Below are 7546 nucleotides of genomic sequence, written 5' to 3'. Positions count from 1 at the left end.
CTACTGAGCACTTATCCGCCGACAGCCATCCCGACCGTCATATGCAACCCATAAAACACCCCGCGACCAATCAACTCACCGACAATAATCAATAACATGGCAAAGATCATCACCAGCGTCATTGGTTTGCGCCCCCGAATTAATGGGCAAATCCAGCAGCCAAGGCCTAAGACGAGTAGAACCAGTCGCCATACCATTAGCGTGCCGTAATCGGGGATCAGTGCTGAGGCTTGCTGTACTGAGCTATAGATAGTCGCCAGACTGGCGGCCTGCATAATGACACTGGCAATACTGATTATCAGCGCCAAGACACTGATCATCGGCAGTTGCAGCATCATGCGGCCATTGGCATTATCCATATTAATATCAGCCAATTGTAGCAGCAGATAACCCAGCATTGGCCCGCCGATAAAGACCGTTAAGGTGAAGCCCAGTGGGGTGTAAAGATTATCCCAGGTTGGTACGGTATTAATGGAGTAAACCACACACATGGCATAGACAAATGTCGCGCCCAAGACCATTGCCACTACCAGCCAGATTTTACCCAGTATCGCAGGCATTTTGCCCAATACCGCTAATAACCAGTAAAAACCTGCCACGGCAAAGAACAGCGAACCGGCGGCTATCTCGTTACTCAGAGCGGACTCTCCAACCCGATTTAATGAGTTGAATGCCCTGAGTGGCGAACCTAAATGCAAGGTCGAGGCGATAAAAGCCAGCGCCATCAATACCCATAAGGCAAACATACTGCGGTGAATCCGCTGTTGCTGCCCTGGGTTCAAACCGCCAAATATCAGTGCCAACCCCAGGACAATAAAGCCCCCGACCACAGTCTGCCCCAGCACTGTAAAGACCATTAGTGGCCATTCATGCCATCCCATGCCCATGTTATACCTCCTCCGGATTTGCCAGATGACCGGTGGTATCTCTGACCGGGCGGCTGTTGGCGTTAGGTTTCAAGACAATATTAGGTAGTGTGAAGTGCGCCGCGGGTAATGGCGCAATCTCAGCTAAGTCGCCATATTTTGCACGCAGTTCATCAATAGGGGCCAGATCCAGCGCCCGCAGTGGGCAGGACTCGACACAAATTGGTTTTTTGCCCGCAGCGACGCGCTCATAACAGCCATCACACTTGGTCATATGCCCTTTTTCGGCATCATATTGCGGCGCTCCGTATGGGCAAGCCATATGGCAGTAGCGGCAACCAATACAAATATCCTCGTTCACCACGACAAAACCGTCGTCTCGTTTATGCATTGCACCTGTCGGGCACACTTTGGTACAAGCCGGGTCGCTACAGTGGTTGCAGGCGATAGACAGATAGTAAGCAAACACATTCTGGTGCCATGCACCATTATCCTGCTGCCAATCCCCACCAGCATATTCGTAGATACGCCGGAAGCTGACATCCGTTGATAAGTTTTTGAAATCCTTGCAAGCCAGTTCGCAAGTTTTGCAACCCGTGCAACGGCTGGAGTCGATGTAAAAACCATATTGCGTCATCATTTAGCTCCTTATGCCTTGGTTACTTGAACGAGGTTGGTATGGGATGGATTCCCTTTCGCCAACGGAGAGGGGCGCTGAGTGGTCAATACGTTAATGCTGCCCGCCCGGTCGATACGTTTCTCATCCGGGCTGTACCACGCGCCTTCACCCAGTGCGACCACTCCCGGCATCATGCGCGGAGTGACTTTAGCGTTAATCTGAACCTCGCCACGGCCATTGAATATCCGCACCATATCGCCATTTTTAATCCCGCGTTGCCCGGCATCTATCGGGTTAATCCACATTTCCTGACGGCAAGAGGCCTTCAATACATCGACGTTGCCGTAAGTGGAGTGAGTCCTGGCTTTGTAATGGAATCCTGTCAGTTGCAGCGGGTATTTCTGGTTAAGAGGGTCATCAAAACTCTCAAAGCCAGCGGCATAAACTGGCAGCGGATCAATAACATCGTCCGGTTGTAACTCCCACGTGGCCGCAATGTTCGCCAGCTCAGCAGAATAAATCTCAATTTTACCTGATGGGGTGCTTAATGGATTCGCCACGGGATCAGCACGGAAGTCTTTATAAGCAACATGGTGCCCCGCCGGATCGCGTTTTTTAAAGATACCTTGTTCGCGGAATTCCTCGAATGAAGGCAATTCCGGAATGGCCTGCTGTGATTGCTGATAAAGATGGCGCAACCAGCCTTCCTGAGTTCGTCCTTCGGTGAATTGCTGCTCGACTCCCATGCGTTTTGCCAGCTCGGTGGTCATTTCATAGATATTTTTGCATTCAAAACGAGGTTTAATCACTTGATCGGCAAAAATCACATAGGCCATGTTGCCGCTGGAAGCATCCAGACAGAAATCCATCTGCTCAGAGGCGGTGCAGTCTGGCAAGACAATATCGGCGTATTTGGCCGATGACGTCATGTGGTTATCAATGACCACAATCATTTCGCATTTCTTGTCATCTTGCAGAATGTCATGGGTGCGGTTGATTTCAGCATGCTGATTTATCAGGCAGTTACTGGCGTAGTTCCAAATAAATTTGATTGGTACATCCAGCTTATCTTTACCACGCACCCCATCACGGGTGGCCGTCATTTCTGGGCCGCGCTCAATGGCATCCGTCCACATAAACATTGAAATACTGGTTTTAACCGGGTTTTCCAAGGTCGGCATCCGCACAAACGGCAATCCGTAAGAGCCTTCGCGGGCACCTGAGTTACCGCCATTGATACCCACGTTGCCGGTCAGAATTGCCAGCATGGCGATGGCACGGCTGGTATTTTCACCATTGGCGTGGCGCTGCGGCCCCCAACCTTGGGCAATATAAGCCGGTTTTACCGAGCCAATCTCACGGCCCAACTTAATGATTTTTGCCGCTGGAATACCGGTAATAGCTTCTGCCCATTGAGGTGTCTTGGCGGTTTTATCTGCGCCCTCGCCTAAAATATAGGCTTTATAATGGCCATTTTTCGGCGCACCCTCTGGCAGCGTTTTCTCGTCATATCCGACACAATATTTATCGAGGAAGGGCTGATCCACCAGATTCTCAGTGATCATCACATAAGCCAGCGCCGAGGCCAGTGCGGCATCTGTTCCTGGGCGCAGTGGGATCCATTCATCTTCACGACCTGCGGCCGTGTCTGTATAACGGGGGTCAATTACAATCATCTTGGCATTGGATTTCTCCCGCGCCTGTTCTAGATAATAAGTTACACCGCCGCCACTCATTCGGGTTTCGCCGGGGTTATTACCAAACAGCACCACCAATTTACTGTTTTCAATATCTGAAGGACTATTGCCGTCGGCCCAGCCGCCATAGGTGTAATTCAAGCCCGCCGCAATCTGCGCGGTGCTGTAATCACCATAATGATTAAGGTAACCGCCGCAGCAATTCATCAATCTGGCCAATAATGTGGAACCCGGTGGCCAAGAGCGGGTCATGGTGCCGCCCAAGGTGCCCGTGCCATAGTTCAGATAAATAGCTTCGTTACCATATTCTTTGATGATGTGTTGCATGCTGGCGGCGATAGTGTCAAAAGCCTCTTCCCACGAGATACGTTTGAACTTGCCTTCGCCGCGCGCGCCAACCCGTTTCATTGGATATTTTAAACGGTCAGGGTTATAGACCCGGCGGCGCATTGAGCGGCCACGCAAACAGGCGCGCACCTGATGCAAACCATCAAAATCATCATCACCAGTGTTGTCAGTTTCGACATACTTAATTTCGCCATCAACCACATGCATCCGCAATGGGCAGCGGCTACCGCAGTTAACGGTGCACGCGCTCCAAATAACTTTGCCATCGTTGGCTGGGTTGATTGCTGATTGGACAGCCTGAGCTGCACGAGAGAACGGCAGTGAAAATGCGCCGGTTGCCACTGCAAGGCCGCCGACCAAAGTTGTCTGAACCAGCTTTCGGCGAGTCACTTCTGCAGTTAACAATCGGGATTCGTTGGTCTCTTTCATAAGATTCCCACTTGGTTGCATTCCAGAAAATGGAGAACATCCGTAATGGATGAAATCCGATTTATTCAAAAAATTGAGTCATTCAGCGGGAGGAAGGGTACTTAGTGAGGGCCTGTGGCCTCGTTACTGCACATTTTATAATTAGGATAATAAATAAACCGTCCCGCCATCGCTAACCTACCTCTTTTGGGTAGCACGGGATTTGTTTGGCATCAATAAAGCAACGAAAATCAGGCTATTCCTCACTATTTGTTAATAAATTTGTGACGGATAACCATTCTCGTTATTAATTAAATTATACAGCGCTAGGGCCTCATTTATGACGGACAGCAATAAACCCAGCGGTAATTATATTTACTTGTTTTATCTCTTCTACAAGAATACTTCTTATTATCAGCATGTCCAACAGTGGGCGCACTGTTATTAATAAAGCAAAATAAAATATGGCGTTACTATTTCTGGCTAATATTGCGCCATTGCTCAGTTGGGGGATTATTATCTCACTTCGTTATCTTAAGCCCGCCATGCAGGGGATAGCTTCAGTGGCTTATGGCCCAGCGATAATTGTTATAGCCCCAATTTGTAGATAAAAATAATAATAAAACCAATTTACTAGAGTTAAGTGCTGGGGTAATCGTCATGTTATTTAACTCTTTAATCAAGAACAGTGGTGTGACAACGACAAAGTTAGATGCACGTCTTTTAGGTATCATCTGCGTTGTGCTCAGTGTCTTGGGAACTGTCATATCCCTTTTTGTTTCTCGTGATTATTGGTCACTTAATTCCGATTCACCTCATTCAGAATACAACAAGGCGACTACAACTACTCCACGCATCCTTAGTATTATTATTGCTTTCTGTATTCGTATTACCTCTACAGTCTTTTGATAATAGAATAAAAACCCCTTAGACAGCATAGTGGCTGTTATTATTATCGCCATTATTTTATCTACCTGGGGGATTAATAAAATAATCAATAACAGAAAAACATAAGAGAATTAATATGAAAAAAATAATTATCGTGGATGAATTTTGATTATCAACATGAGTTTGCCACCTCATCAGCCAGGTGCAATAAATATGTAATGACAAATATAGCGGCTAAAACAGGTCTGGCTGCGGCGTTGCAAACTTATTCCTCAAATAAGGGTGAGCAACAGGTAACAGAGATTGCTCGCTATCGTAGCTAACGGCGCTATTGCTTTAAGGGCAGGGTTATACAGTTTCCCACCATGATCTCGCCATAGCCATCACTAAGTGTGGAAAATGCGACCCACCTTTTATAAAGGAGGTGGGGCCGTCGCTTCACTATCACCTTCTATAGTAAGATCGCGTTTAAAAATAGATAGGCTTGGTTTTACTAACTCTTTATTTGCTAATAATTGTTTCTGTTATCGAACTCTTTCGCTAACTGATGTTGAATGTGAGAAAAATATGTCAAACAAACCGTTCCACTATCAGGATCCCTTCCCCCTTAAGGAAGACGATACTGAGTATTACCTTGTCAGTAATAATCATGTCTCGGTGACACAGTTTGAAGGCCACGACATGCTGAAAGTCGAGCCAGAAGCCCTGACTCTCCTCGCCCAACATGCTTTCCACGACGCCTCATTTTTGCTACGCCCCGCTCACCAAAAGCAAGTCGCCGCTATTTTGTCTGATCCCGAAGCAAGCGAAAATGATAAATATGTTGCCCTGCAATTCCTGCGCAATTCCGAAATTTCTGCCAAAGGAATTTTGCCAACCTGTCAGGATACCGGCACCGCAATTATTGTGGGTAAAAAAGGCCAGCGCGTTTGGACTGGCGGCAATGATGCCGAAGCTCTGTCACGCGGCGTGTATAACACCTTTATTGAAGATAACCTGCGCTACTCGCAAAATGCGGCGCTGGATATGTATAAAGAAGTGAATACCGGCACTAACCTGCCAGCACAAATAGACCTGTACAGCACCGAAGGTGAGGATTACAAATTCCTGTTTGTCACCAAAGGCGGCGGTTCGGCGAATAAAACTTATCTGTACCAGGAAACCAAAGCGCTGCTGTCTCCGGGCAAGTTGAAAGACTATCTGGTTGAGAAAATGCGCACCTTGGGTACTGCAGCTTGCCCGCCATACCATATCGCCTTTGTTATCGGCGGCACCTCTGCTGAAAGCACTCTGAAGACGGTAAAATTAGCCTCAACCAAGTATTATGATGGCCTGCCAACTGAAGGGAATGAGCACGGGCAAGCTTTCCGCGATATCCAACTTGAACAAGAACTGCTGGAAGCCGCGCAAGATTTGGGGCTGGGCGCGCAATTTGGCGGCAAATATTTTGCTCATGATGTGCGAGTTGTCCGCCTACCACGCCACGGCGCATCCTGCCCCGTCGGAATGGGCGTTTCCTGCTCTGCCGACCGCAATATCAAAGGTAAAATTAACCGCAAGGGCATCTGGCTGGAACAACTGGAGCAAAACCCAGGCAAATATATTCCTGAGCATTTGCGCCAAAGCACTGAGGGCAAAGTGGTTAAAATCAATCTTAACCGCCCAATGCCAGAGATTTTAAAAGAGCTGTCGCAGTATCCGGTATCCACCCGCCTGTCATTGAGTGGCACTATTATTGTTGGCCGCGACATTGCCCATGCCAAATTAAAAGAGCGGCTGGATAATGGCGAAGGATTGCCGCAATACATTAAAGACCACCCAATCTATTATGCTGGCCCAGCGAAAACCCCGGAAGGTTATGCCTCTGGCTCCCTTGGGCCAACCACCGCAGGGCGCATGGATTCCTATGTGGATCTGCTGCAATCTCACGGCGGCAGTATGATTATGTTGGCGAAAGGTAATCGTAGCCAGCAAGTGACGGATGCTTGCCACAAACACGGCGGCTTCTATTTGGGCAGCATCGGCGGCCCTGCTGCGGTGTTGGCGCAAAACAGTATTAAGAGTCTGGAATGTGTGGAATATCCTGAATTGGGGATGGAAGCTATCTGGAAGATTGAAGTAGAAGATTTCCCGGCCTTTATTTTGGTTGATGATAAAGGTAATGATTTCTTCCAACAAATTCAGGCAACAAAATGTAACCGCTGCGGTTAATCTCAATATTAGGCCCCGGTTAACTTTCCGGGGCTTAGACCGCTGACCACGTCCGCCAGCTAAATTATATTGAGGGTGACTCTGACATCATGCCTGCTAGGTTGTCAGATGTTTTGCCGTCGCTTTATCCGTGGTGACATCATTTTCTACTGCACTCAGCAACACATCCAACAAGCCGGGGAAACGGGCATCAAGATCCTCACGCCGCAGTGATAATAAACTCTCACGCCCGCAAGGCCGTTGCCAAATAACGCCGCTTTCTCGTAACACTCGCCAATGATGGGTCAGGGTTGATTTAGATAGCCCCTGAACTAACGTACCACAGGCATGTTCGCCCCCTGCCGCCAACTTACGCACCACCGCCAGCCGCAGTGGATTACCTAACGCCGTCAGCACATTTTCTAAACGGATCTGCTCCCGCTCAGGGTGATTTGCAATCATGGTTTTCCTATTGATAAGTGACAAATACCGCACCAGAAGCTCTGATTTGGTCACATCCAGCGGCCCTT

At 48.3% G+C, this 7546-nt stretch carries 5 protein-coding genes; 1 reads left to right on the top strand and 4 read right to left on the bottom strand.

The annotated features are described in order from the left end of the window. Positions 1 to 11: 11 nt before the first annotated feature. Genes YROHD0001_RS11145 through dmsA form a run of 3 tightly spaced genes read right to left on the bottom strand, consistent with a single transcriptional unit; the run spans position 12 to position 3959 of the window. Positions 12 to 887, bottom strand: coding sequence for a dimethyl sulfoxide reductase anchor subunit family protein (locus YROHD0001_RS11145; RefSeq protein WP_004714212.1), 876 nt, complete (start codon positions 885 to 887; stop codon positions 12 to 14). A gap of 1 nt (position 888) precedes the next feature. After that, entirely contained in the window at positions 889 to 1506 is a 618-nt protein-coding gene (locus tag YROHD0001_RS11150) for a DMSO/selenate family reductase complex B subunit (protein WP_004714211.1), read from the bottom strand. 8 nt (positions 1507 to 1514) lie between these two features. Continuing rightward, positions 1515 to 3959, bottom strand: a complete 2445-nt coding sequence (dmsA, locus tag YROHD0001_RS11155) for a dimethylsulfoxide reductase subunit A (RefSeq protein ID WP_004714210.1) — start codon at positions 3957 to 3959, stop codon at positions 1515 to 1517. 1434 nt (positions 3960 to 5393) lie between these two features. Here dmsA and fumA point away from each other — a divergent pair. Next, entirely contained in the window at positions 5394 to 7037 is a 1644-nt protein-coding gene (gene fumA / locus YROHD0001_RS11160; RefSeq protein ID WP_032816562.1) for a class I fumarate hydratase FumA, read from the top strand. Positions 7038 to 7133: 96 nt separating this feature from the next. On the opposite strand, the gene YROHD0001_RS0117695 is transcribed toward fumA, so the two are convergent. Beyond that, the gene (locus YROHD0001_RS0117695) at positions 7134 to 7478 is read right to left on the bottom strand and encodes an ArsR/SmtB family transcription factor (RefSeq protein WP_032816582.1); all 345 of its coding nucleotides are present in this window, start codon (positions 7476 to 7478) and stop codon (positions 7134 to 7136) included. Positions 7479 to 7546: the final 68 nt, after the last annotated feature.

Origin of the sequence: Yersinia rohdei ATCC 43380 (assembly GCF_000173775.1) — a bacterium.
GTDB lineage: Bacteria > Pseudomonadota > Gammaproteobacteria > Enterobacterales > Enterobacteriaceae > Yersinia > Yersinia rohdei.
Note: the sequence above shows the minus strand (reverse complement) of the source record. Positions and strands in the feature narration are given on the sequence as shown.